The organism is Bacteroides salyersiae (assembly GCF_031172035.1).
Taxonomy (GTDB): Bacteria; Bacteroidota; Bacteroidia; order Bacteroidales; family Bacteroidaceae; genus Bacteroides; species Bacteroides salyersiae.
Genome location: NZ_CP133452.1, coordinates 3,780,096 through 3,804,385 on the forward strand (window position 1 = coordinate 3,780,096; position 24,290 = coordinate 3,804,385).

The 24,290-nt window shown below is 39.4% G+C and carries 24 protein-coding genes; 19 read left to right on the plus strand and 5 right to left on the minus strand.

The features are described 5' to 3' along the window. From RB604_RS14025 to mobV, 12 genes are all read left to right on the plus strand, one after another. On the plus strand, positions 1–468 hold the full coding sequence (locus tag RB604_RS14025) for a hypothetical protein (RefSeq protein ID WP_055294605.1): 468 nt from the start codon (positions 1–3) through the stop codon (positions 466–468). 19 nt (positions 469–487) lie between these two features. Continuing rightward, positions 488–625, plus strand: a complete 138-nt coding sequence (locus RB604_RS14030; protein ID WP_229104178.1) for a hypothetical protein — start codon at positions 488–490, stop codon at positions 623–625. 17 nt (positions 626–642) lie between these two features. After that, on the plus strand, positions 643–1,689 hold the full coding sequence (locus tag RB604_RS14035; protein ID WP_055294607.1) for a YqiA/YcfP family alpha/beta fold hydrolase: 1,047 nt from the start codon (positions 643–645) through the stop codon (positions 1,687–1,689). A gap of 110 nt (positions 1,690–1,799) precedes the next feature. Next, on the plus strand, positions 1,800–2,330 hold the full coding sequence (locus tag RB604_RS14040; protein WP_055294609.1) for a hypothetical protein: 531 nt from the start codon (positions 1,800–1,802) through the stop codon (positions 2,328–2,330). Positions 2,331–2,540: 210 nt separating this feature from the next. Further along, entirely contained in the window at positions 2,541–3,188 is a 648-nt protein-coding gene (locus RB604_RS14045) for a vWA domain-containing protein (RefSeq protein WP_309005532.1), read from the plus strand. 338 nt (positions 3,189–3,526) lie between these two features. After that, positions 3,527–4,477: a helix-turn-helix domain-containing protein gene (locus RB604_RS14050; RefSeq protein WP_117921355.1), complete on the plus strand. Its 951-nt coding sequence runs from the start codon at positions 3,527–3,529 to the stop codon at positions 4,475–4,477. 128 nt (positions 4,478–4,605) lie between these two features. Then, positions 4,606–5,727, plus strand: a complete 1,122-nt coding sequence (locus tag RB604_RS14055; RefSeq protein WP_117921349.1) for a site-specific integrase — start codon at positions 4,606–4,608, stop codon at positions 5,725–5,727. A gap of 366 nt (positions 5,728–6,093) precedes the next feature. Next, on the plus strand, positions 6,094–6,861 hold the full coding sequence (locus RB604_RS14060; RefSeq protein WP_117921347.1) for a hypothetical protein: 768 nt from the start codon (positions 6,094–6,096) through the stop codon (positions 6,859–6,861). A 109-nt stretch (positions 6,862–6,970) separates the two neighbouring features. Further along, complete coding sequence (locus tag RB604_RS14065) at positions 6,971–7,342, plus strand: helix-turn-helix domain-containing protein (RefSeq protein ID WP_007897100.1); 372 nt, start codon at positions 6,971–6,973, stop codon at positions 7,340–7,342. 4 nt (positions 7,343–7,346) lie between these two features. After that, positions 7,347–8,711 carry a DUF3987 domain-containing protein gene (locus tag RB604_RS14070; protein ID WP_117921345.1) on the plus strand — a complete coding sequence of 455 codons (1,365 nt, stop codon included), beginning with the start codon at positions 7,347–7,349 and terminating at the stop codon, positions 8,709–8,711. 122 nt (positions 8,712–8,833) lie between these two features. After that, entirely contained in the window at positions 8,834–9,856 is a 1,023-nt protein-coding gene (locus tag RB604_RS14075; RefSeq protein ID WP_117921353.1) for a DUF6371 domain-containing protein, read from the plus strand. Between the two features lie 189 nt (positions 9,857–10,045). After that, on the plus strand, positions 10,046–12,079 hold the full coding sequence (mobV, locus tag RB604_RS14080) for a MobV family relaxase (RefSeq protein WP_309005542.1): 2,034 nt from the start codon (positions 10,046–10,048) through the stop codon (positions 12,077–12,079). Between the two features lie 130 nt (positions 12,080–12,209). Here mobV and RB604_RS14085 read toward each other — a convergent pair whose 3' ends face one another. From RB604_RS14085 to RB604_RS14105, 5 genes are all read right to left on the minus strand, one after another. Beyond that, positions 12,210–13,256 (minus strand): hypothetical protein, encoded by a 1,047-nt coding sequence (locus RB604_RS14085; RefSeq protein ID WP_229111853.1) that lies wholly within the window; start codon positions 13,254–13,256, stop codon positions 12,210–12,212. A gap of 92 nt (positions 13,257–13,348) precedes the next feature. Then, the gene (locus tag RB604_RS14090; RefSeq protein WP_077197364.1) at positions 13,349–14,758 is read right to left on the minus strand and encodes a radical SAM peptide maturase; all 1,410 of its coding nucleotides are present in this window, start codon (positions 14,756–14,758) and stop codon (positions 13,349–13,351) included. A 59-nt stretch (positions 14,759–14,817) separates the two neighbouring features. Continuing rightward, complete coding sequence (locus RB604_RS14095) at positions 14,818–15,009, minus strand: hypothetical protein (RefSeq protein WP_009012760.1); 192 nt, start codon at positions 15,007–15,009, stop codon at positions 14,818–14,820. A gap of 35 nt (positions 15,010–15,044) precedes the next feature. Next, on the minus strand, positions 15,045–16,808 hold the full coding sequence (locus RB604_RS14100; protein WP_117921351.1) for a lantibiotic ABC transporter: 1,764 nt from the start codon (positions 16,806–16,808) through the stop codon (positions 15,045–15,047). A gap of 4 nt (positions 16,809–16,812) precedes the next feature. Further along, a complete protein-coding gene (locus RB604_RS14105) occupies positions 16,813–18,114 on the minus strand; it encodes an ATP-binding domain-containing protein (RefSeq protein ID WP_181986398.1) in 1,302 nt (433 codons plus the stop codon). Positions 18,115–18,741: 627 nt separating this feature from the next. Between RB604_RS14105 and RB604_RS14110 the strand changes: the two genes are divergently transcribed. The 7 genes from RB604_RS14110 to RB604_RS14140 all read left to right on the plus strand — a co-directional run bounded on the left by RB604_RS14110 (position 18,742) and on the right by RB604_RS14140 (position 24,285). Then, complete coding sequence (locus RB604_RS14110; RefSeq protein WP_117921336.1) at positions 18,742–19,641, plus strand: Abi family protein; 900 nt, start codon at positions 18,742–18,744, stop codon at positions 19,639–19,641. A gap of 221 nt (positions 19,642–19,862) precedes the next feature. Next, positions 19,863–20,276 carry a hypothetical protein gene (locus tag RB604_RS14115; RefSeq protein WP_309005549.1) on the plus strand — a complete coding sequence of 138 codons (414 nt, stop codon included), beginning with the start codon at positions 19,863–19,865 and terminating at the stop codon, positions 20,274–20,276. Between the two features lie 679 nt (positions 20,277–20,955). Then, positions 20,956–21,978 (plus strand): WG repeat-containing protein, encoded by a 1,023-nt coding sequence (locus RB604_RS14120; RefSeq protein ID WP_055294614.1) that lies wholly within the window; start codon positions 20,956–20,958, stop codon positions 21,976–21,978. Positions 21,979–22,096: 118 nt separating this feature from the next. Continuing rightward, entirely contained in the window at positions 22,097–22,468 is a 372-nt protein-coding gene (locus tag RB604_RS14125) for a LytTR family DNA-binding domain-containing protein (RefSeq protein WP_044094032.1), read from the plus strand. Further along, positions 22,468–22,872 (plus strand): hypothetical protein, encoded by a 405-nt coding sequence (locus RB604_RS14130; RefSeq protein WP_005932369.1) that lies wholly within the window; start codon positions 22,468–22,470, stop codon positions 22,870–22,872. The genes RB604_RS14125 and RB604_RS14130 overlap by 1 nt, the downstream gene beginning before the upstream one ends. Before the next feature lie 269 nt (positions 22,873–23,141). Further along, positions 23,142–23,924, plus strand: a complete 783-nt coding sequence (locus tag RB604_RS14135) for a HipA family kinase (RefSeq protein WP_055294747.1) — start codon at positions 23,142–23,144, stop codon at positions 23,922–23,924. Further along, positions 23,902–24,285: a DUF3037 domain-containing protein gene (locus RB604_RS14140; RefSeq protein WP_021937034.1), complete on the plus strand. Its 384-nt coding sequence runs from the start codon at positions 23,902–23,904 to the stop codon at positions 24,283–24,285. Before RB604_RS14135 ends, RB604_RS14140 begins: the two co-directional genes overlap by 23 nt. The last annotated feature ends 5 nt before the right edge of the window (positions 24,286–24,290 follow it).

Here is a 24,290-nt window from a genome sequence, read left to right on the forward strand (position 1 = left end):
ATGACGAAAGCTATTATACCTTGGGATGAACTCAGTAGAATCGAGAAGATAAAGCATATATTTGACTACTTGGAAACAACGCGTAATAGTCAGGCAAAGAATTTATGGGGACCGGAAGCATCAGGATATAATGAACACATCCATTTTCCTCTTACTGCACCTTGGAAAGAGGTCGTAGAAGTTATAAAAAGCAGCCATTATTCTCATACAGCATATGTCCGGTTAACGGATAAAGATTTCAAAATCCCTAACCCGGATGATTTGAGAAAAGAAAGTGAGAGCAAAAGGAACCTCCCTCTTTGGTATAGCTTTAGATTTGATAATGAATATTGTGCTTTCTTGGTATGGTGTGAGAAAATGTTGAGCAATTCCAGACCTAAACAACTAGATTTGGAACTATATGATGAAAAGACTCTTGTTTGTAGGATTTGTGTGGAAGAAGGTGACCGAGGTGGTAATAGATATTGAAATTAAAAGCATAGCTGCAATGGAAAATAAAGTAATGAATGATATATGCAAAGATGATTATCTTATCGATGATCGTGGTAAAAATGGAGTACGGGATTTAAAGGTGAATGGATTCGATTTGGTAACGGTAATTACACGGAAGTTTTGGTACAAATAGCTTAAAGTATAAACAGTATGAAGATTTTATATATACATGGACTTTCCTCATCCGGTAATTCTGGAACGGCAGAGCATTTGCGCCGCCTATTGCCAAATGACACCATCTTTTCTCCAGACCTTCCTATTGAGCCAATGGTGGCATTGGAGATGTTGAAAAGACTTGTAAAAGAAGAGAAGATAAATCTCGTAATCGGTACCTCCATGGGAGGAATGTTTGCCCAAAAACTTCAAGGTACATATAAGATTTTGGTAAATCCATCTCTTCATGTGTCACGATCAATGCGGTGTAAATTAGGCATCAACAGATTCTTCAGTGAAAGGCAGGATGGTATTTCTGAATATGAAATTACACCGGAGTTATGTGACCGTTACGAAGAACTTGAGCAAACACAATGTATGGCTTATTCAGATGAGGAGAGAGATAATACGATTGCACTATTTGGTATAGGTGATGATATGGTAAATTGCCGTGAAGAGTATTGTGAGCATTATACTAAATATTTTTCATTTCCCGGGGGGCATCGATTAACGGAGGATGTCATTCGAAAGTATGTGTTGCCGATTATCGAACAGCAACGTATTATCTTGAATGAAGTAGCTGCTATCCAATCACGAATTGCTACCAGTCCGCTTTCCTGCGAAATTATTTCAGATAAAGATGTGATTGAGCGGATATACTATTCCAAATTTCGGGATTTAGAAAAAATGGTCTGCAGCGATCCTTTAAAACTTTGTTATTTACGGATGTTATGTGATAATTATACCGCGATTTATGCACGTGTAGAAGATGGCAATCATGAAACATTGTTGCATAAATTAGAAACAGAATTGATAAAGAACAGTGATAGGTGTAGATACTTGTTGGTTTCCACACAACATGCAACCAATTTCGGACAGATTGGATATGAGAAATTTTTACAAACATATTCCAACTTCCTTTTCGGTATAGTTGGTTGCAGTAATACCGAGAAAATAGAACATGTAATTTCATATGATAACGCCTTTCCTGAAAATACAATTGAGACTTTCATTATTATAGGTATAGGCAAACATCAAAGTTAGAAAAAGAAAATAAAAATGGAGGCGACAGAAGATAGATAAATTAAGAAAATGTACTCTATAAGTAAAAAATAAACAGTAATAATTATGAGTGTATTATAATCTAAGGATATATGAAGAAAAAAATGGAGAACTTTAAATCTCATTTCAAGATAACAGATAACAAAGATGTCATAGCCTGTGGTATCCCGGCTTTGGATGGTGATAATCACGGCCGGGACTTAGGTAACGATATCGCCGCTTTCTGGGGAAAAGGCAAAACTTTCATACTTGTTAATATGCGGACCGGCAAACTACGTGAATTCGTAAATGCGGACGGGCAGCTCTTGGTTGAAGATAAAGACATCGATTATGATAGTATCCATCGACATCACAATCACTATCATTGTTGTGTTGACTGTAAACGTGTAGAATTCGGATTCAATCGTTACAATGATTTTAAAAACGGACTTTGTGCTCTTGTTTGGACAACCTATCCCGATGGTCGTTACTTTGCGGATGAGGATGGATTCGGTATGGAAGACAATGACGAGGAGAAAGTTTATTGCATCATCAATACAAACCTTGAAATTATCGTTCCGTTTCAACCGATGGATGATGTGAAAAGTGTGTTGCGAAGCGTAAATTCTTTTTTTAAACGATAAAATTTGATTGAAACGGGTTACCTCTTGTATTCTTTTATCATAAAACATTGAAATTAATTTTAGATAGCAAAATATACTTTTAGATAACACGAATTGAAATGATATCGGCATTGTTAATAGAGAGGGACGCATGATACGGTTGCCATCGCTGCTTTGCTTAGTGATACACTCACTTCTGTGGGAATAGAATAATTTTAAAAATAAGTGATTATGGAAAAGTTTGACTACAACGGAAAAATTCAGGTTTATGGCGCGATGTTTGACGGTGTAAACGACATCATTCTGCATGCATTGAAGGGTATTTCAAAAGATGGTGTGTATGTGGGAGAAGAATCTCAACGTTATCCGTGTTTCGATAGTGAGGACTATGCATCTGAAAGTCGTTATTATTGGAATTTTGTTTTTGCCAAGAGTAAAACCGAGTTAAAGGATAGAATGCAAAAGCTTAAGGCAATGCCGGTAATTGGTAGTAACTTTAAGAAACTTAATAACGAATTGCACCCGATGGGGTATTGGGGAGGTGACACTAACTATCCTGTAGAAATGACAACGGAAGAAACCAAAGCGTTTGAAAAAGTCACTTTTAAGGAGATAGGTAAACTTGATATGGTTATTGCTTTCGATACGACCGGTTCGATGGCGGCTTATATTGAAGCAGTACGTAGCGAAGTGGCGGATCTCGTACCCCGTCTCTTTAAGGAAAATGACGATTTACGGCTTGGTATCGTCGCTTTTGGGGATTATTGCGACATGAAGAGCGCCCACGAATTTGGCGATGCTTATCAGTGTATGACGTTAACCAATAATGAGAATGATCTTATCAAATTTATTCGTGAGACTGTATTTAGCCCCTTATAACTAACCATAACTTACTATGACTAACCAACCATAAAGTCTTGATTTTCAATACTCTTTGATTTTTAACACTTTCTAAGTGCTTTTTGGCAGTTCCCGATTTTCCACATATTTTTGCAGCGTATTTCTACCGTGGAGAATTTGCGGAGCTTTTATTTTGTCATATCGTGAACGTAGTTGACAAGGGTTTACGAGTGGTTACGATGGAGGACAGATTTGAAGCTGATAGGCAAAAAGCGTTATATCGTGGACTGGGTTGACAAAAGTTGTCAATGGTTCACTTCCGTTTACTCCATCGGTGGAATACTCAAAGTATGGAGAACATAGCAATATCAAAGAGTATGAGACCGACAAGAAAATGTGAATTTTGTGGCAAGACATTCGTGCCAAGAAGCGGTATGCAGAAATACTGTTCCGAGGAATGTCAGGCAGAGGCAAAACGTCTTAGGAAGAAAAGACAGCAGGACTTGATTAACGGTATTGAGCCTATCATGGAACTGCAACATCAGGAGTATCTTACCTTCTCCAAGGCTGCCATTCTGATGGGATGCACCCGACAGTATATCTACAAACTTGTGGCTAACGGCAAGTTGAAGGCATCAAGATTGAGCAGCAGAATGGCATTAGTTAGAAAGGCTGATATAGAGAAGATGTTTGAGGGTAATCCCTACAAGCGTGTGGTTCCTGCCAGCAAGAGCAAGCTCAGTAAAAAGGTAAAAACAGAAAAGCCAACACAAAACCAGGAACCAACAAAAGGGAAAGAGGAGAATGAGGTGCTTGACTATTATTCGGGCGAGGAAGTGATGTCCATTTATAAGGTCAAGAAGTCTTGGCTCTATACATCCGCCAAGCGCAACCAGATACCGATGTGCCGTATCGCTGGCAAGAACTATTACAGCAAACGGCATATTGATGAGTTCTTCGGTACTGCCGTTGACATCCGCAGCATCACCGAGTGGGTGACTGCTGATGATGTAGAGGATGCTTTCAGTATGAGCAAGTCGGCACTCAGGGCATATGCATATCGTCATAAGATACCCACTAAACGTGAGTACGGTCGTACCTATTACTCAAAGGAGCATCTTGAAGAACTGCGCAGGACTGACTTAATGAGCGATGACAGCTATTATACTACAGAACAAGTACAGCAGTTGTATGGTCTTACAAGTGCCAATATCTGCCATATAGTGAAAGTTCACCATATCAGCAAGGTAAAAGTGGGTGTAAAGAACCTGCTTTTGAAGACAGATGTGGAGCGAGCGATGGCAGAAAGAGCAGCCAAAGGACTGTGATTTCAAATGATTTCAGCATTATCCATCAATGACTGCAAATAATGGGAGTCACGGAAGTATCATTCAGTTATTTTGTAGCCGTGAAGATACACTTCACCACGAATAATCATCAATAATACATATCAGTTATGAGCAACATTTGCAAGACCGTATCATTGCGTACACGCAAAATCAAGGACGGACACATGCTGTCCTATTATCTTGACTATTATCCTGGCTATCGTGATGAGAGCACGATGAAAGTCATCCGCCATGAGTCGCTTGGCATCTACATCTATGCCAAGCCGAAGAACCAGATGGAACATAAGTACAACCTCAACCTTACGGCAAGAGCCGAGGCGATACGCTGCCGTCGCTTCGAGGCTATCGTCAACGAGCGTTATGATTTCTTCGACAAGGAGAAGATGAAAGGAGATTTCCTCGCCTACTTCAAGAGACTGGCAGACAAGAAGAACTCCAAGTGGCAACACGTCTATATGCACTTTCGTACCTTCACGCAAGGCAAGTGTACCTTCGGTGAGATAAACGTGGACTTGTGCAACAGATTTCGTGAGTATCTGCTGACAGCACCACAGGGACTGCATAAGAACAGAAAGCTGCATATAAACTCAGCAGCCAACTACTGGTCAACTTTCCGTGCTTCAATCCACACAGCCTATCGTGACCGCAAGATAAAGGAGAACCCGAACGGTTTCTTGGAGCGTATCGAGACAATCCCGACTGACAAGGAGCATCTTTCACAAGACGAGGTTATCCGCTTGGCATCCACACCATGCTCTGCTCCTGCCTTGAAGCGAGCCTTTCTGTTCTCTTGTCTAACGGCATTGCGAAAGAGCGACATTAAGAAACTCACTTGGGAGGAGATACAGCCATACGGCAGCGATGGTGTGATGTATGTCACCACACGAATGCAGAAAACAAAAGACATCGTGCATAACCCAATCAGTGAGGAAGCCTTGGAACTGATAGGCTATTCACCAGATAAACGAGGTAAGGTGTTCCCCGATTTCAAAGACTCCATGACACAGGCACCGCTGAAAAATTGGCTGAAAGATGCAGGGATCACCAAGCATATCTCCTATCATTGCTCACGCCACAGCTTTGCCTGTCTCCAGTTGGACGCAGGAACAAGTATTGCGGTTGTGCAGCGTTATCTCGGTCACAAGAATGTGGCAACAACAGAGGTGTATGCCAAGATTTCCGATGCCCAGAAGCGTGCTTCGGTTGGCTGTATCACCTTGAAGAAGTAACCATTTGACAATAACACGCAGAAAAGGACTGTTGGAATGATAGTGTTCCAATAGTCCTTTTCTCATTTTGTTGGTTCTATTTGCTGTCGTGGATAGAACCAATTCGACAAATACATTCCAATTTCTGTTGATATTAAAGAGGAACTGCAAATATCCCTTTTCTTTGCCCTTACCTTTGTAGCCAACAATCAGCAACAACTGACACTAATGAGTAGTTTAAAGTATGATTCAGAGTCTGATATCATATTAGAACGCTAATAAAGCCTAAAAGAAAGAGTGCCAGAGAACGTAAATGCGGTTTTTACATGCTTCTGCATCTAACTTTGTGGAAGTTTTTGAACGAATAACAATAAAACGAATACAATAATGATAGAAAACAAGACAACTTCAGATTGTACCATCTACGCTTTTGTTGGTACTGCAATTCTCGCCATCTCTCTTGTCGTGGCTATGTATGTAGGCAATGACTTTCACCAAAGTCTGTTTGTCGAGTCAATCATCTTTGTAGGGAGCAACATCCTGCTTTGGGCGATATTCATTTCCATGGTGAATTGTCCCTATGAACTGATGAACATTGGTAGCAACAGCAAGACAAAGAAAAACGTTGTAGAAGCAGAGCCAGCAACAGAACAAGAACAGCCAAAGCAAACATTACCACAAACAGAATCAGCACAATACAGTCATGAGGACTATGCCAAGTGTGTAGAGGCACAAGAAAAAGAAGCACAGGAGATAAAGGAAAAACGAACGAGAGCCGTACTTGACTATGTGCATCGTACCATGTCAAGGTTTCTGTATGAGGAAGATTTGTACAAGGTAATTGAGGCTGTCAAGGAATGGAGCAACGACACCAACTATACCCCGACAGCAATAAACCGTTTCAAGGAAAATGTTGAGAATATCCCTTTAAGGCACTTCGTGTGGAATATCGCAGAGCGTTTGGGTAAGCGTGATTACACAATGGCAATGCGAATATCCTTTATCAAAGCTATGTTCCCAAAGCCGTTTGAAGGCTTGGACTACAGCACATTGAAGAACCTGAAAGCCCCATGTTCCAATGATATAATCCCTATTGACGAGCCTGCCAATGGTGGATATGATTTCCATGATGTGACGGAGGAAAATCCCGAATAATCCCCATTGTTAGAGTTATTCCTTCGTGAATGACAAATGACTGTCACGAATGGGAGTAACGAAAGCATCATTCTGTTCCTTTGCCCCAGTTTTTTTTAATGACTTGTATATGACAAAGGAATTAACTTTCAACGACCTTCCAATGGTCGTTGCCCAGCTTCGGGACGAAGTGGTGGGCATGAAGCAGATGATCATCAGTCTGCAATCACAGAACAAGCCACACAAGGCGAACACGCACATACCTATGAGTGTGGAGGAAGCATCGGCATACCTGAAAATGCCGATGGCAACTCTCTACATGAAACTTGGCAACGGCAGCATTCCTGCCACCAAGCCGGGCAAGCGTTACTGCCTTTATCAAGATGAACTTGACAAGTGGCTGGAGACTAACCGCAAGAATCCTGTACCTCTCACGGCAGAGGAAGAGAACGCAGCTATTCTTGCTGGAAACAAGCGCAAGCCGAAACCCTTAAACTGGTAATATCATGGATGCGCTTGAAATTTGTAACAAGCTACGCTCGGAGGCTTCGGGCGTAGCCACTTCTGGAATTCCGCTTGACGTATTCCCCCAGAAGATGCAGCAGATGATTCTTGATTTGGCAAGGACGGAGAACTATTCCATTGAGTTTACCGCTACTTCCCTTATATCCGCTATGGCAGCAGCCGTCGGCAACTCCTGCTATATCCGGATTAAAGGCAATTGGATTACTTCACCTATCCTATATGTCATTCTTGTTGGCAGACCAGGAGTCGGCAAGACTCCACCTTTGAACTTTGCCTACAAGCCGTTGCACGACATTGATACTGAGGAGCACCATAAGTTCAAGGCTCTAAAGAATGAGTATGCAGCCATTGTGGAGAGGAACAAGGGCAAAAAACGGACGGAATGGGAATCGTTACCTCCTGTACCAGTCCTGCATAAGAATATCATGAATGACTTCACGCCAGAGATTCTTATGCGCAATCACGATGCCAACCTCAGAGGTGTGGCAGTTGTGGTGGATGAGATAATGGGGCTGTTCAACACCATCAACCGATACAACAACAGTTCTTTTGTACAACAGATGCTGTCGGCTCACAATGGCTTGCCAGTAGATGTATCTCGTTGTAATCTTGATTGTCCTTTACGCATTGACTATCCTTGCATACAGATTGTAGGAACTATCCAGACTGGTATTGTGCATGAACTTTATGATATGGGATTCAAGAAGAATGGTTTTCTTGACCGTTTTCTGATCACATGCCCAAAAGGTTTGAAGATTGCTCCTTGGGTTAAGGTTCCAAAACAAGATGCTGCAATCATTGAAAGACCATTCCGTGTATGGAAAGAGATCATAGACAAGGCTGTGGCTCTTCCTTTTACGGAAGGCATCTTCAATGTTCTTGACTTCTCTGATGAAGCCATTGACATATTCTATGATTGGCAGAATGAGGATATAGAACGGCAGAATGCCATTACGGATGAAAAAATGATAGACTCGCGTGCTGCAAAAGTTCCTTTGAATACGGCTCGGCTTGCCTTGATATTCCAACTGTTCCGTTGGGCTTGTGATGAGTCTCACAAGGATTTTGTTGATGCGGAGTCCGTGAATGCAGCCATACGGATGAGCGATTACTTTGAGAAGTCATACAAAAGGATGGATGACCTCGTTTTAACCGAGGCTACCGACCCTGTGAAGAAACAGGTACTTGACTCGTTGGGAAACAAGTTCGTAACTGCTGAAGCAGTAAAGGCTGGAGCGGATTTCGGTTTTGCAAGACGTACTGTCATGTATATGCTCAAAGACTTCTGTCAGAGAAACTTTATCATCAAAGACAAGCAAGGCAATTATGAGAAAGTACAGAAGTAGAATCACCACCTTGCACCGTTTGCACTTTGCACTTCTTGCACTCTTGCACAAAAGATGCTGCATTTTGTGCCAAACAAGTGCAAAAGTGCAGAAAGTGCAAGGTGCAACAAGTGCAGAGCCTTATGAGTGAGTATAGATTCCATCTACAGAAATACAAGCTGGGCAACCGATATGCTTGCCCTCAATGTGGGCGTAAGCGTTGCTTTGCAAGATATATTGACGAGGAAGGACAGATTGTATTCCCTGACAATGTGGGGCGTTGTGACCATGAACAGAGTTGTGGCTACCATTATTCTCCGTCTGATTATTTCAAGGACAATCCCGATACCAACTGCAATGATGATTGGAGATATAAAACACCAATCAAAGAGTGCAGGAAAGAGAAAACTCTTCCAACTTTCATTGATAGCAAGCTGGTGGAGCAAACACTGCATGGCTATTCTGTCAATCCTTTGTACCGATACATTTCAACGGTCTTTGGCAAAGAGGAGACAGAACGCCTGTTTGCCTTGTACAAGGTCGGCACTTCAAAGAAATGGGGCGGTTCAACTATCTTTTGGCAGATAGATGTCAATGGGAATGTGCACACTGGCAAGATAATGAAGTATGATGACAAGACAGGTCACCGTATCAAGGAACCACACAGCCTGGTGACTTGGGTACACTCTGAACTGAAACTGCCAGACTTTACACTTCGGCAGTGCTTCTTTGGCGAACATCTATTGACAGATAAAACCACGACCAAGACTATAGCCATAGTGGAGAGTGAAAAGACAGCCATCATTGCCACACACTTCATGTCTGATTTCGTGTGGTTGGCTACTGGAGGCATGAACGGATGTTTCAATAAAGATGCTGTCGAAGTCCTAAGCGGTCGGGAGGTTGTTTTGGTTCCAGACCTTGGGGCAACGGATAAGTGGAAAAGCAAACTTCCGTTGCTGCAATCAATATGCAAGCAAGTTCTTGTCAGCAACATCTTGGAAGACAATGCCACCGATGAACAAAAGACCAATGGTCTTGACATTGCCGACTTCCTGCTGATGACGGAAACGCCACAGATGGCGCTACAAAGGCTGATAAAGCAACATCCGCCTCTCCAGCATCTAATAGACAGTCTTGGGTTGGTGTTGGTGGAAGAGTCATAGCAGAGTGGGTAAGGTTCTGCGAGCACGCTTGCGTGACGGACTTTCACAAAAGTCCTAAACATAATAGGGACTTTTAGATTCACATGCTTGCGATGTTCACTTAAAAAGTCCTTCTATTATGCTCAGGCTCCGCCCGAGACCTGTCTCCAATTATACAAGAACTACGTTACAAGCTCAAATGAAATTCTTATGGAAAGAAACATACCACGTGCCGCCATTCATGTAGGCACAGACAAGAAATCGTTCTCGTCCCAAGTGGGCAACGAGGCGGAGCGCAGAGGTTGGGACGAGAAGCGTTACCAACTCAAAAACGCGGACATAGACAAGAACAACCATTATAACTACTCACGCAAGAGACTCAACTTTGAGATAGTCAAGGGTGGAAAGATAGTGCCTCTTGGTTCCCAGTCGGTGCCGTTGCATGAACGCTTGCAGCACAGACTTGATGAACTTGGTTTCAAGCCGTATATGGATGCCAAGCGTCCCGACCAAGTTTCAAGGAACAGTCCGAACTGCACTGTCGGCATCATCTTCTGTGGTGACCATGATGTGCTTAACAGGCTTGCCTTTGGTGAACAGAAACTCAACACATCAGATCCAAATGCTGACCACAGCAAGGTTGTATTGCAAAAAGGCATCTATGACTGGGCATTGGACACCTACCGCTTTGCATGTGAGAAATGGGGAGAAGAGAATGTCATCGGCTTTGATGTGCATTGTGACGAGACAAGCATCCATGCCCATGTGCAGACCGTGCCTGTTGAACAAGTAAAGAAACGTGGGCGCATCGGAAGCAAGTACATTCACAAGGATAATCCAGAAAATGTTCTTACAACCAAAGAATGGAGAGCACTTCCAAAAGAAGAACGTGACAACTACACAAAATCGGAAGCGGCAAAGGGTGTTGTTGAAAGGGTCTCTTATGCCAAAGTGTGGGGAGAGCGAGCAAAGGACAAATCACAATACCTTTCCCAACTGCATACTGACTATTACAACAAGGTAGGACATAAGTATGGCTTGGCAAGAGGCTTCTCCTATGATGAACTTTCAGAGGAAGAAAAGCGAGGACGCAAGCATAAGAACAAGGTGGTGCTTGAAGCGGAACGTCAGGCGAAAGTCGCTCTTGACAAAGTGGAGAAATATGCAGTGCTCGCCACAATCGACAAGAAGGAACTGACCATTCCTTTTCTCAACATCAAGGCTCCAGTTCAAGAAGCGATGAATGCCGTAAAGAAAGAACTTGCTATCCCGATTCCTACGCTTATAGGACAAAAGACATGGCGTGAGGAGCGTGTGGCTAATATCTACGCTGCAATCAAGGCTCTTGTAGCAGCCATCAATGCAGAACGTGACAAGCAGAATGAAGATGTACGCAAGTCTGTCAACAAGACATACACTTACTATACGCAGAATCTCAATAAGCAGATAGAGGAGAACAAGTCGCTTCGTGCCGAGAATGATGCGCTAAAGACTGAAAACAACAAAGTCAAACAACGCATCTCTCAACTTGACGAGAAGGCTGTGGAGCGAGTGACTACTCAACTTGTCTGTGCGAAGGAAGAACTCGCCAGTGCCAAAAGTTATAATACTACACTTATGGAAATGTACAATGATTTGAAGGCTCGTTGGAATGCCATTTGGCAAGAGCCTGAAATGACAGACGCATGGAGACGAGTGGAAGCACGTAAGGAGAAAGAAGCAAAAGAAAAGGCTCGGAAAGAAGCCGAAGCCAAACGTGAAAGCATGGCTCGGCAAAATAGATACATAGGAGTGCTTGACAAGTTCATCCATGAGGGACACGAAGCTTTATCATCCTTTGCAAAAACAGACAGAGTCAACTTCAACGAGACAGAATCGGCTTCCATATACTATGGCATTATGGCATCTGCTGTAAAGCATAATATTGGATTGGACTCTAAAGCCTGTATAGATTCGGCAGCAAAAAGTTTCTTATCTGGTATGTCGTGGAATGGTTTTACAGACTTCAAGCAAGAATGTGTCACTAATTGGACAAAACTCTTCGCCACGAATGAAGTTCAATTCACAGACAACGCCATTGACAACTTTCTCGCTTTTGTTGACCATATGTCATGTAGTGCAGATACATACGTTTCGCTTGGTGGCTCCAATGGCTGCGCCGACCAACTTACGAATTGGGACGGAACACAAAAATTAGGATTGGGTATATTCTATAAAGAAAAGAAGAAATCTCAATCAAGATAAAGGATTCTGTTTGTATGGATAAGTTATATACCAAAAACACGATAGATATTACGTCTGAGAATTTGGACTAAACAATACATGAAGCCTCGTTTTTTGCTAAAACAAGGCTTCATGTATAATAAAGTGAAGTCTAAACCCTACAAGGACATTTGTATATTTTTAGTTGCTCATAAATTGAAATGGAAGGGCATAGAACCTGAAGTGCACAATCCTTACATTCCAATTTCTTATTTCGTGTGAAATACCAATAGCATTCTTGTGAACCAACCCAATTATTAATAATACAAGCAAGGTCTCGATTTTGTAAAGACTCAATTTGCTGATTTACACAATAGACCATCCCGTCATAATTGATTGTTATATGACCAAAGTATGATGTATTTATGTAATCTTTCAAATAACAGTCTTTTAGATTTTGATTGATTTTAAGAACCTCGTCTTTGGTTATAACCATTTGTGGCTGTAGGGTAATATTCTTTTCATCCAAGAATATAGGGCATAATACTATATTTTCTTTTGCACCCGTAAGCTTGTCTAAATCAGAATTATTTGTTACAATATATTTTAGGATTAACCTTTCTTCTCTTAGGTTTATAATATCTAAGGGGGTAGCTGAATCGATAAGCAATTCTACCATTATTGTTCTATACTTGCGTAACATATCTTGTATATGTTGAATAGGATAAGCCAAGTAATGGACTCTAAAAACAACAAGTATGTTTCTTGTTTGGGCAAGATTTAAAATTCTTTCCAACTTATCGCATGAAATTTCTCCAGACAAGACAATTCTTTCCAGGTCAAAAGAAATAAGTTGCAGTAATATTGTGTCTATGTCAATCTCTGTATGATTAACGTTTGGATACTCTAATTGCTTGTAAGCAAATGAATTGAGATTTATAGACAATGTATTATTAAGTAAAAAAGTGATAGATTTCAACATCATATTTGTATATGATGCCAAGTTGTGCCCTAAAGCTTTGTTTTCTTTATTTAAGGAGGTCATTATTTGTAATCCTCGTTTGGGGAAATAAGGCATTGACTTGTTTGGTTGTATGAAATATCCGACTCCGTTGTTGGCGATTTTTTGCAAAATAGTCTTGTTGTCATCGCAATCATCTATATAACCGCACTGATTTAATGTATTGACGGCTTTATATGGGACGACAATATTCCTCATATATATGCTACTAAACTTTATTGTATCATATATGAGCAATTCTTTTGATGTTGCCTTGATATAGCAATGTGGAAAAATTATGTACAGTCTGTTCATTTTATTATAATGTTTTCTTCAACCACTTCTATTATGTCAGGATGGGATTCTATGTATGATACAGCATCTGACAATAGTTTTGCGAATTTACTTTTTGAAGTAAACTCATCACATTTACCATTGCTATAACAAAAAGAACATTTAGTGCAACAAAATTGCATGTAGCATTTCTTGCATAAAGATGAAACTTCTGTGATTCTTTTCATAAATCCATTTGCTACCTCATTGCAATCAATATGAACACAGCCACTATTATCAATATATCCTAACGGTGAATCCCTATTGACTTTTTCACATGGATGTATTTTCCCATTATAGCTTACGAAAAGTCGTTTTGAAAATGGAATACATGTACCAGTTGGCAAGGTGCTATTCTCTATACTTTCATCTACGAGTAGCTCACTCTCTTTGCTAACTGAATTGTTCAACAGCCTTGTAGTAAAAACCAAAATTCGATTAAAGAGCGGATTTTGAGTGATTAAACTTGGAACCAACTCTATATCCTCTGGAATTTCAAAAGTTTTAAGCATAGATAGAATTCTGTTTCCATCTTTTGCATCCTCTGTAGGAACATGAAGGGGGCTAAAATTCGGCGTTGTGTTAAATTGCATCTTAAACCAATCAACAATTTCCCTTACATCACTTTTATTTGTGAAAACCGCATTATAGCGAAATGTTGCGAACCATTCTGAATATAAATTCTCAACACACTTCAAGTTCATCATTACGATGTCAAACGAAGGATTCCCTTTAGGAGTTACTCTATAAGAGTCGTTTTCCTTGTTGCCATCAAGACTAATTAGCATTTTGAATTTGTGACGTGACAAAAAATCTGCATATTTTGATAGAAGCATTGCATTTGTTGTCATTGTAAAAAACAATGAACGGTTGCGAAATTCTATACGTTCTGCATATTCTACAATTTGGCGCACTACAGCGAAATTCATCAATGGCTCACCTCCATAGAAACTAATGGCAAAAGGTTCTTTAGGTGCATTTGATAGAGGTTCTTTCTGAAAAAGAATTGCCAAATAATCAATTATGCCTTTGGCTGTTTCAAATTTCAGATTCCCCAACATACCTCTTCGGCTATCAAATGTATCATATCCTTCGCTATAGCAACAATATTCGCATCTAAGATTACAGAGTGTTGTTGTCTCAAATATGATTTGTGATAGTTTTACCAATACTCCTTGTATAGTATTCCCTGTTATATAACTATCAAATGATGAAGTATATTTGTCAAGATATCCATATTGCTTTAACTGACGAAAGGTTTCGTCTCCTTCATTTCTGTCGTTTGAAATTATATCGTACATATTCTTTGATAATGGCAATATTGCCTTTTTCAAAGGACTATACAAATAATAATTTTCGTTTTGAGTTTGAAATACTATAGCTTCCATATGCATAAAATAAGGAAAGCCAAAGTGTTAAACAATGGCTCTCCTTAATTAGTGATTCTTTAATCAATGTTCCAACTTCCAGCAGAGGCAACATCGTCGCACATTGTAACTTCGCCTTCTCTGATGAAACACTCACAAGGACAATAACAGTTGCTAATGCGAACAATATGTCCTTTTTGTCCAACAACTCTTAATCTATTTTTGAGTTGTTTGTTCTGCTCTTCTATAACAGACAGTTTTAAAACTCCCATAAATATTTCTTTTAACCCCTTTTGTTGTGTACAAGTCAATCGCAGGGGTGTTGCGTTTCGACTTGCTTGTGTATCGCTGTTAAATATTCATCCATAGGAATGTATATATCCGTGTTGGTATAAAGTGCATCGGTAAAAGTCTTTGGAAAGGCTGTATAACCGATTAATGCCCCTCGGAGCATATATCCATACTCTTTACTATCAATGCCTCTATTTTGGGCATATCGGTCAATTTGGTCAAAACCAAAAGGTTTGATAAAGAAAGCCATCAAGGATTTCAATACAACCAAGTTGACGGGAATGCTAAATGATGAGCATTGGTTGTGCTTGTATGACCAAAATTCCCGAAGAGTGCTAAGTATTTGCTTACCTTTTTCTGTGTTAGAGCATTCTAAGCACTTATATTTGTTGGCTGATTCAACAATAAGGTTCAATACAACTTCGTCAGACAAACCTCTTTGTTTGCACATAAGAGCTTCATTCATTATGATATCAAGAAATACTTTTTCTTCATCAGAATTCAGTACATCAATGCTTATAGTTAAGTTCTTTAGCGAGAAACGAGAGTAATCAATGTTTCCGTTTGCCTCACCAGATACTTTTGCTTTACCGATAAGATCATTCATAATATCACTAACACGGACAAACAAAGCTCCTAAAGTCGTATCATACATAGATGAACCTGATTCTATGTTCGTTATCTGTTGTTTTATATCTGCGATCTGCTGCTTTATGGACTTAAATTCGTAATTTTCATCTTCGTATTTTTTGATTTCTTGTTTGAGATACTTCTTACGCTCATATTCCCAAGTTCCCTTTTTGAAATATTCACGTTTTTTCCCCATTTTGATACCATTATCACGTTCTTTCTTTTTTATAGAATTAAGTTCTTCTATCCAATCAGAAATACCATCGTGACATTCCATGCTGTAAAGTTTGCTTTCTAGAGCATCCTTTTGTGTTATTAAGAAATCTCTTTTGTCTGTACTATTTGCTTGTTTATTCTGAGATATTTCTTCTGCACGAGCCTTTGCCAATTTGACAATTTCAGAGAAATGTTGCATAAGAATATCAAACAAGTTTGTCCTTGTCTTAACAGTACCATTATATATCCCTTTAGCTGTTTGGATTAGAGAAATATATTTACTCTCATTTGAAACAGCGATTTCAGAAACCATAACTTGTGTATTTAATCCAGCAAATGAATTTTTTAAATCACGCAATATACACATTAGTTTTTGTTCTTGGGGATTTTTTGCAAACGCCATTGCACGAGTAAAGGCAACAATCATTCCCTTTAATCTGTCATAAATACAGTCTTGTGCAACATATTCTTGAAGTTGAAAAGATATGGCGTTTGCTATTTTTCCTGTGGATATAGGCAACGCATTGCTCGTCTTTACGATAAATTCAGACTTGTACTTTTCAATACATTTTACTTCAAACAATATTTGCGATTCTGCAACAAGAGATTCCAGTAAATCTCTTGAAGAGAACAGAAAAGCAACAGCTCCCTTTTTGTAGTAGATTGTCTTATTGTATGTAAATAGAGTTTTACTATTTTTGACAGGAGCTATATTTGATTTGTCTAGAATTTCATCATTGACTCTCAAGACATAATCACCATTAATTTCCTTTGTTGACAAAATTAGATAATTAGCCCTTTCATTTGTTCCATCTAAATAACGGCTCAAATTATTCCCATATCCTCTGACTTGGTAGAAAGAGAATGGTGATATACTTTCTGAAACGAAAGATTCCAGTAAGTTCCATGAGTTTGTACTTATATAATAAAACATAGGTCTAATTATTTTCAATTTCAACTATATTTTCCTTTGAAACATCTTTCAAAAAGGATGTTCGCTTTCCTGTGTAGGAGATATACAGATTGCGTGAAGAACGAGTGCATGCCACATAAAAAGCATTTCTTTTACAAGTGTTCGCCTCATTAGCAAAAGGCACAAAGACATTATCAAATTCAGACCCTTTTGCTGCATAGTATGTCAGGATGCATGGTAGGTCATTGTTTGAAAAGTCCAATGTGTTGACAGTTCTAAACGGAACTACATTTCCAGTTCGATAATGAACTTGTGTATTTACTCCTCTTTGATTCAGAAAATCATTTACTTCACGTACATCACTCTCGTCAGGAACAAGAATTGCGACATCATCTAAATCTTCCATTTTTATTCGATTTAATATGCCTTCCAATTCTTTCTCTCTAGATGAGTATTTCGTGACAATCGGTTTGGGATAATTAGGATAGTCGCTATTGCCACCATCTTTCATGTTATTTGTCAACAAGTCCACCTTGACATCTTGAATTTGCTGAGCAACTTTAGCAATTGTCTTTGGTAGACGATAATTGTAATCCAAAGAGAGACGTTTGTAGACTAAAGTGTTAGCAATCTCATCTATTGAACTTCCTTTAAAATTCATTTGTTGCACAGAATCTCCAAATAAAGAAAGACTCTTCCCCTTATGAGGTATTATCCTTCCTTGATAGTCTGAGATGTTAAAATCTTGAGCCTCATCTATAATAAGATAATCAATTTTATCTTCTGATTGCTTATAAATTGTTCCACTTGGAATCAACTCGAACTTATTAGTATTAGTCACACTAAACCCTGATAGATATGGAACTTCTTTAAACCAACTAACCCTGCGTCCAAAGGCTGAGTAAAATTTGTAATCCACCCAATCTGCAAAATCTATTCCATAAGCCGTTTTGTCCTTTTCGGTACGTTCAAACTTTCTGACATTTAAGTCATTTACCAGATAGAGGGTATTCCTATTGCCTTTTTCCCAAAATACATCTCCTGTCAGGTCAAAGCCACGATGAGTCCAAGCCCATTCGTATGCAATGCGCTCTTTGTCTAAACCGAGAGCCTGCATTCCATAAGCTATCATTCTTTTCAAAGCCACAGTAAAAATAACTATGGCGTAACTTCCTTTGTTCTTTGCCTGTAGTGCACGATGGATAGCAAGATTAGTTTTTCCACTACCTGCAGCACCTTGTACTATGATATCTTCGTCTATACTTTGAACGATGATTTTTCTTTGAGAATCATCTAAGTTTGATATAAACCACTTTTCTAATCTCATGCCATTTCCATTAGAACAGCAGCTCCACTCTGTGTTGTTTGACTGATTAATGTTTTGAATACATACGAAAAAGCGCGGAGCCTATTCTGTCACTCGTTCCACGCTATAAAGGCTCTCGCATTGCCCGACAAGTCGAAACGAGCAACGCCGAAAGCCCCACGCCAGTGTAAGTATATAGAAAGCACTCTTGACAACGAACTATGGAATCGTCCGAAGCCAATGAGGGCTGTATATAATACACCTCATGAGGCGTTCTTTGTTGCTTTGTTCTTGACTTGTCGTTGAATTTGCGAGATTCTTATAGCGTCAAAACCAAAGCGTACAAAAACGCCTTTTACCATATGTATGTCTGCCCAACCTCTGCCCATCGGGGCTTCCGGTATGGGTATAGACGTTACAAAGATAACACTTTTATCTTGGAAACCACTTTTTTGGGCTGGTAAAATATGATTTTTAAGGTTTGATTTAACATTATTAAATATAAATATGTCAAAGAATTCCACTTTTGCGTGATTTTTCTTGCTAAAAAGTTTGTATTATCAATGATTATTTGTATTTTTGCAGCGTTAGTTCCAGCCGAGCCTCTTTACAATGCTTAAATAGGCTGGGCTTTTTTGTTTATAAGCTATGACAAAGAGAAATTTTGGAAAAGATTACAAGACTCCACGAGAACTTGTAACCTTATTGGAAAATCGTGGATTGATAATTAATGATAGGCAAAAGGCTCAATTGTATTTGGAGAGCATTGGCTATTATCGATTGTCTGCGTATATGCATCCTTTGTTGAAGACTCCAAAGATTCTTCATCTGTATAAGGAAGGTGCTACATTTAACAAAGTGATGATGCTTTATCGCTTTGACAAAAAGTTGCGCTTACTCCTTTTTAACGAGATTGAGAAGATCGAAATTGCTGTAAGAGAAGCCGTAATGAATATGACGGCTGAACGGACTGGTGATATATATTGGCTTACAAATTCTGCACATTTTCGTGATCAGTCCATTTTCGTCAATAGTATGGCAATGTTGTCGAAGGAGTATGAACGTTCTACTGAAGACTTTATAGAACACTTCAAAAGAACATATACAGAACCTTTTCCACCAGCATGGATTCTTGGTGAACTTCTCCCAATGGGTAGCGTGAATATGTACTACAGGAACTTGAAAGATAAAGGACTCAAAAAGCAGATCGCCAAGCGTTTCTGCCTTCATGCTCCAGTGTTTGAGTCTTGGCTTTCTGTGATTACGCTTACTCGCAATGCGTGTTGTCATCATGCTCGTGTTTGGAATAAGGTCAACAAGATTATTCCAAATGATATGAGAGGCATGACTCGTCCTTGGATTACTATTCCTGCGGACAAGCGAAGAATATATTATAACATGTGCATCATCAAGTATTTCCTTGACATCATCTCTCCCAACAATGACATGCTTGACAAAATGCACAATTTGTTCAGCAAGTTTCCAGAGATAGACCTGGCTGCTCTTGGATTCCCTTCTGGTTGGGAAAATGAACCTCTGTGGCAATAAAAGACATATGAAGAGACTGTTAACCACCCCACATCACCCATATTTTCTGCAATTTTGATGTGATTGAAAGTTAAATACGTTAAATCTTCACCTTTTCGTATCTAATCAGAATTCATACGGTCACTTTTCTACCGTTTAGAGCGTATAACACTGATAATCAACTAATAATAGATACTCAGGTTAAAAATACGAGCGGGGGTGATGGTGATGAATTTTATGAATTGGTTATCAAGAAAATCGTTGAAGAGACTCCCTGGCGTGAGAATTCCACACGAGCGATACTGCTTATCTCGGATGCGGATCCCCATCCTTTGGGTTATACCTATGAGAATTATGTGGTGGGTAACCAGATAGATTGGCGGAAAGAAGCAGAGAAAGCAGCTCGAAAAAAGATAAAGATTGATACGGTAACCATCACTAATGCCGCATGGTACAAAGAGTTGTCTGCAATGACCAACGGTATCAGCGTCCCGTTTGAAACCGGTAATAAGACGGCCCGGTTGGTTGAAGCTGCTACAATGGCTCGTGGGTCTGTGATGTCTCGTGCGAAATTCGATGAACTTGCAGATAACTGTGAGGACGAAGAAATGCGACAGGTATTCTGCTCTTACTCAAAAGAACGGAATGACATTTGAATGGTAATGCGATTGAGAAGTAAAAGCTCTACATATTGGCAGTTTTAATACTCTTTTTGTCTGTGCTTGCAACAGTACAGACAAAAAGAGTACTAATCATTGGTTTGGGTACACAAGAAGATGCGAGTTAAGGAAAATAAATGGTGATAAGAACGTACTGTTACTAAAAAATATATTGATAGAAGCCGGATATAATAGCATATCTACACTTGTGAATGAGCAAATGACAAAATCCAGGATAACAGTATCTTTCAGTCAATTTAATTCTGAAAGATTGGAATAATAAGAAATTTCAATACAAACAGAAAATCATATAAGCAGGAAAATATACCACTCCTTCTTTTACGATCAGATTCTTGGGATGAATCACATAACTTTCTCCTATACGCACTTTTGAAAATTGAATTTTTACCTGCAATGCGCACTTTTATCTATATATTTTGCACCAGGAAAAATAATTCCGAAAGATTACAGCAACAAGAAATAGCCCGAAAGGATTTTTTAATAAAAACCGATAAACTCTGATAGATTAAGGTTACTTTTTATACTCTATAATCATAAAGATATATAATCAATAACATTTTAAAGAATATACAATTATGAAAGAGGTAAAAACAGAAAACAAAGTAGTAAAGACACAGGTATATAATATGGTTATAATTTAAAAATACAGAATACGATGAAAAAGATTATGAAAGTATTGGGAAAGGTTTTGGGAGCGATTGCCGTTTTATGTCTTTGCATAATAACCGTCCTTGTGGTTAAGGTGTATAATAGAGAAAGTCGCGTTCGCGAATACGAGGGGGAATTGTATAGTAGTGAGTGCCGTTCAATTTCTTATAGTGACGGCACATATGGCATTAAAAATCTTCGAACCGGTGAAATAACACTAAAAGGGATAACTTGGATGTTTGCATCGGATGCTTATACGGATTCGCTGGTCATTTATTCGAAAAATTATAGAAGAGGGTATTTTAACCGTTTTACAGGAGAAGCGGTGATTCCGGAACAATACACTCATGCTTGGATATTTTCGGAGGGATTGGCCGCGGTGGTCAAAGAGGATAAAGTAGGATTTATCAATCGTCGGGGGGATGTTGTTATTGGTTTTCAATATCCGTATCTGAAAGATAATGGCCGGCGTGTGGACTTTGTGTTTCATGAAGGATATTGCAGTATGTACGATGAGGAGGGTAAATGCGGTATTATAAATAATAAAGGTGAATGGGTCGTAAAGCCGCAATATGACTATATCCAGAATCCATTGTACGGGAAGAGGGTTTTTATACAAAATGATAAGTATGGACTAATGGATGATTCGCTTCACATCGTAATACCTGCTGAATATAGGTATATTACGCAGGCTTCGGATTATGCAATCGTCTCCAGATGGGATGCATCGCGAATGCAGATGTCATATAAGGGAGAGATTCTCAATCCAATGTTGTATGATATGATTGATCGGTTGGATTATTCTACGGGCAAATACTTTGACGATGGTACCGAAATAATGGCATCGACCGGGTTGTATTGTTATACGGTCGGTAATTGTCGTGGCTTGATGGACGAAAAGGGGAAGCTTGTTACTCCGCCTGACTATAGTGGCATTTGTACAGTGAATAAACATTTATTTAGAGCCACATTGTTTGACAGACAGTCGGATGTACTTTTGAATGAAAAGGGAGAAGTGGTAAAATCTTGAGCTTACAGTTTGATACAATACGAATAGTGTATTGATTGAATTGGAAAATGGAGTATGAACAAATTGGAACCAACAAAATAAAACAATGAAAGAGCAGCGTAAAGAAGATGTATTCATTATGGAATACTTAACTAATATAGCGAAAGACCAGGATAATATATTCCTGTCTTCTACAATGACCGGAAATATACAATTATTGCGTTTGGAACATATCGGCTATTTTCGTTATAACTCCGTGAACAGGTTGTGGGAAGCTGCCTTATGTAATCATCGTTCTTTGGCATTGAAAAGAACGACAAATGCAGAAAAAATATTGAGCTACCATCCTCATTTGATCCAAATCAGCCAGTCAATGATTATAAATGTGAGTTATCTGGTTTTGATAAAGGGAAATAATTGTATGATGCTTCCACCATTCGATAAAGCGGAGGATTTACAAATTAGTAAATCATTTATGAAGAAACTGATGGAAAAATATCCGAATATCTGATGAACAGGAGAAAAAATGACTTTAATTATTCCCGTCTTTGTGAAATCGTATCCCGATTGAACACTAGACTTCTGGAGATTGTGAAACGGGATAGGAAAGGGCTTATTTCTGATAAGGAGATTGTGTTGGTGGAGAAGAATGAAGAGATGGAGGATTGTTATAACTCTCTTTCTTTTCAGTACATTAGAGAAGTTAAAAGAGGAGGATATTGCCTGGTTTGCATTAATATTGAATTTACCGGAGAGAGAAACTCATCTTCGAACTGTTTTGTGGGTACTCCTAACCAGATAAGAAGACAATTCTCTTTTAAGAAAGGAGAGCAGTTCGTACGGGATTTTGTTGACAGGATGATTTATGAATGTCTGCGAATAGAAAAATTGAATGAAGTTCATGAAACAGTTTAATCTGAGAAGCGTAAAAAAGTCAGTGAGAAAGCTATTTATATGAATCGTTATTCGGACAATGAACCATATATGGCATCCGATAGAGGATTTGTTGTATAGCAATTACCATCTCTCTTTTTGCCTATAGGGAAGAATAACAGTTTTATTTATATATTTGTATCCCGATTCCATTTGGTTTTTAACAGGAACTTTTTCGGAAGACCGACTGTTATACTTAATATCTGACAAACAGAAGAGAAAGGAACACTATGACAGTAAAAAACAGAGAAATAGAGATACGCACTGTAAATGTAACCAGATACATCATGCCTTTGCGTGAAGGAGGTTCGTTGCCTGCACTTGCCGAAGCGGACGACGGATTCAAATACGTTGTGAAGTTTCGGGGAGCCGGACATGGGACAAAAGCCCTTATAGCCGAGCTGATAGGCGGGGAGGTGGCGCGTGCCCTGAAACTGCGTTTACCGGAGATTGTCTTTTTAAATCTGGATGAAGCTTTCGGCCGTTCGGAAGGGGATGAGGAGATACAAGACCTCCTGCAGGGAAGCCGTGGATTGAACTTAGGATTGCATTTTCTTTCGGGAGCATTACCTTTCGATCCTGTAGTGATCAGAGTGGATGCTAAGTTGGCCTCACAGGTAGTATGGATGGATGCTTTGCTGACCAATGTAGATCGTACGGCAAAAAATACGAATATGTTGATGTGGCACAAAGAATTGTGGCTGATAGATCATGGAGCATCTTTGTTTTTCCATCATTCGTGGGTAAACTGGAGGAAGCATGCGCTCAGTCCTTTTACACAGATAAAGGAGCATGCCTTGCTGACCGAAGCGAGTGAGTTGGAGGAAGCGGATAGAATATGCAAAGAGATATTGACTGATGAAAAGCTTCGTGAGATTGTGGAACTGATACCCGATGACTGGTTGCATTGGAGAGATAAGGAGGAAACTCCCCAAGATATACGAGATATTTATTTTCAATTTCTAACAGAAAGGATACATCATTCCGAAATATTTGTAAAAGAAGCAGAGGATGCCAGAAAAACACTTATATGAATATGCAGTAATCCGCATTGTACCGAAAGTAGAACGCGAAGAGTTTATCAATGTGGGGGTTATTCTGTTTTCCAAGCAGGCTAACTTTATAAAGATGCGCTATGCTATTAATGAAAACAGGTTGAGAGTCTTCTCTCCGGAGTTGGATATAGACGATTTTCGTGAACATATGGAGGCTTTCAGTAAGGTCTGTTCCGGTCATAAAACGGGAGGAACAATTGCTGCATTGGATATTCCGGAGCGATTTCGCTGGCTGACAGCTATGAGAAGTTCGTGTATCCAGACTTCCCGTCCGCATGTAGGTTTTTCTGTTGACTTGGAGGAAACACTGGACAAGCTATTTAATGAATTGGTACTTTAATTGAT

Excerpts from the sequence above, each read along its gene's own strand:
- RB604_RS14055 (WP_117921349.1), top strand. The coding sequence starts at position 4,606 with ATGAGCAACATTTGCAAGACCGTATCATTGCGTACACGCAAAATCAAG.
- RB604_RS14065 (WP_007897100.1), top strand. The coding sequence starts at position 6,971 with ATGACAAAGGAATTAACTTTCAACGACCTTCCAATGGTCGTTGCCCAG.
- RB604_RS14035 (WP_055294607.1), top strand. The coding sequence starts at position 643 with ATGAAGATTTTATATATACATGGACTTTCCTCATCCGGTAATTCTGGA.
- RB604_RS14100 (WP_117921351.1), bottom strand. The coding sequence starts at position 16,808 with ATGTTTTATTATATAAGTACAAACTCATGGAACTTACTGGAATCTTTC.
- RB604_RS14105 (WP_181986398.1), bottom strand. The coding sequence starts at position 18,114 with ATGAGATTAGAAAAGTGGTTTATATCAAACTTAGATGATTCTCAAAGA.
- RB604_RS14040 (WP_055294609.1), top strand. The coding sequence starts at position 1,800 with ATGAAGAAAAAAATGGAGAACTTTAAATCTCATTTCAAGATAACAGAT.
- RB604_RS14030 (WP_229104178.1), top strand. The coding sequence starts at position 488 with ATGGAAAATAAAGTAATGAATGATATATGCAAAGATGATTATCTTATC.
- RB604_RS14110 (WP_117921336.1), top strand. The coding sequence starts at position 18,742 with ATGACAAAGAGAAATTTTGGAAAAGATTACAAGACTCCACGAGAACTT.
- RB604_RS14075 (WP_117921353.1), top strand. The coding sequence starts at position 8,834 with ATGAGTGAGTATAGATTCCATCTACAGAAATACAAGCTGGGCAACCGA.
- RB604_RS14095 (WP_009012760.1), bottom strand. The coding sequence starts at position 15,009 with ATGGGAGTTTTAAAACTGTCTGTTATAGAAGAGCAGAACAAACAACTC.
- RB604_RS14050 (WP_117921355.1), top strand. The coding sequence starts at position 3,527 with ATGAGACCGACAAGAAAATGTGAATTTTGTGGCAAGACATTCGTGCCA.
- RB604_RS14130 (WP_005932369.1), top strand. The coding sequence starts at position 22,468 with ATGAACAGGAGAAAAAATGACTTTAATTATTCCCGTCTTTGTGAAATC.
- RB604_RS14045 (WP_309005532.1), top strand. The coding sequence starts at position 2,541 with ATGGAAAAGTTTGACTACAACGGAAAAATTCAGGTTTATGGCGCGATG.
- RB604_RS14085 (WP_229111853.1), bottom strand. The coding sequence starts at position 13,256 with ATGAGGAATATTGTCGTCCCATATAAAGCCGTCAATACATTAAATCAG.
- RB604_RS14140 (WP_021937034.1), top strand. The coding sequence starts at position 23,902 with ATGCCAGAAAAACACTTATATGAATATGCAGTAATCCGCATTGTACCG.
- RB604_RS14120 (WP_055294614.1), top strand. The coding sequence starts at position 20,956 with ATGAAAAAGATTATGAAAGTATTGGGAAAGGTTTTGGGAGCGATTGCC.
- RB604_RS14025 (WP_055294605.1), top strand. The coding sequence starts at position 1 with ATGACGAAAGCTATTATACCTTGGGATGAACTCAGTAGAATCGAGAAG.
- mobV (WP_309005542.1), top strand. The coding sequence starts at position 10,046 with ATGGAAAGAAACATACCACGTGCCGCCATTCATGTAGGCACAGACAAG.
- RB604_RS14125 (WP_044094032.1), top strand. The coding sequence starts at position 22,097 with ATGGAATACTTAACTAATATAGCGAAAGACCAGGATAATATATTCCTG.
- RB604_RS14090 (WP_077197364.1), bottom strand. The coding sequence starts at position 14,758 with ATGGAAGCTATAGTATTTCAAACTCAAAACGAAAATTATTATTTGTAT.
- RB604_RS14060 (WP_117921347.1), top strand. The coding sequence starts at position 6,094 with ATGATAGAAAACAAGACAACTTCAGATTGTACCATCTACGCTTTTGTT.
- RB604_RS14070 (WP_117921345.1), top strand. The coding sequence starts at position 7,347 with ATGGATGCGCTTGAAATTTGTAACAAGCTACGCTCGGAGGCTTCGGGC.